Source organism: Microbacterium sp. GbtcB4 (genome assembly GCF_019091465.1).
Classification (GTDB): domain Bacteria; phylum Actinomycetota; class Actinomycetes; order Actinomycetales; family Microbacteriaceae; genus Microbacterium; species Microbacterium paraoxydans.
This window is the reverse complement of record NZ_JAGXJJ010000713.1, coordinates 1-231: the sequence shown is the minus strand read 5'-3', so window position 1 is coordinate 231 and position 231 is coordinate 1. Positions and strand designations below refer to the sequence as shown.

Here is a 231-nt window from a genome sequence, read left to right as displayed (position 1 = left end):
CATGGGCTGGCTCATCATCATCGGCAGCATCCCGATCGTGCTGCTCGGGCTCCTGTTCCAGGACCAGATCGTGTCCGTCTTCCGGTCGCTCTGGATCGTGGCGATCATGCTCATCGTGTTCGGCATCCTCCTGGGCATCGCCGTCCACGTCGGTGCCAAGCGGCGCACGCTCGACGACCTGACCTACCTGCACGGCATCGCCTTCGGTCTCGCGCAGGCGCTCCCCCTCAT

The 231-nt window shown here is 64.9% G+C and carries 1 protein-coding gene; it reads left to right on the top strand.

Translation table 11 applies throughout. From position 1 onward, the window contains the following. On the top strand, positions 1–231 hold a 231-nt coding region (locus KVS71_RS19360; protein ID WP_302677833.1), incomplete at both ends, for an undecaprenyl-diphosphate phosphatase.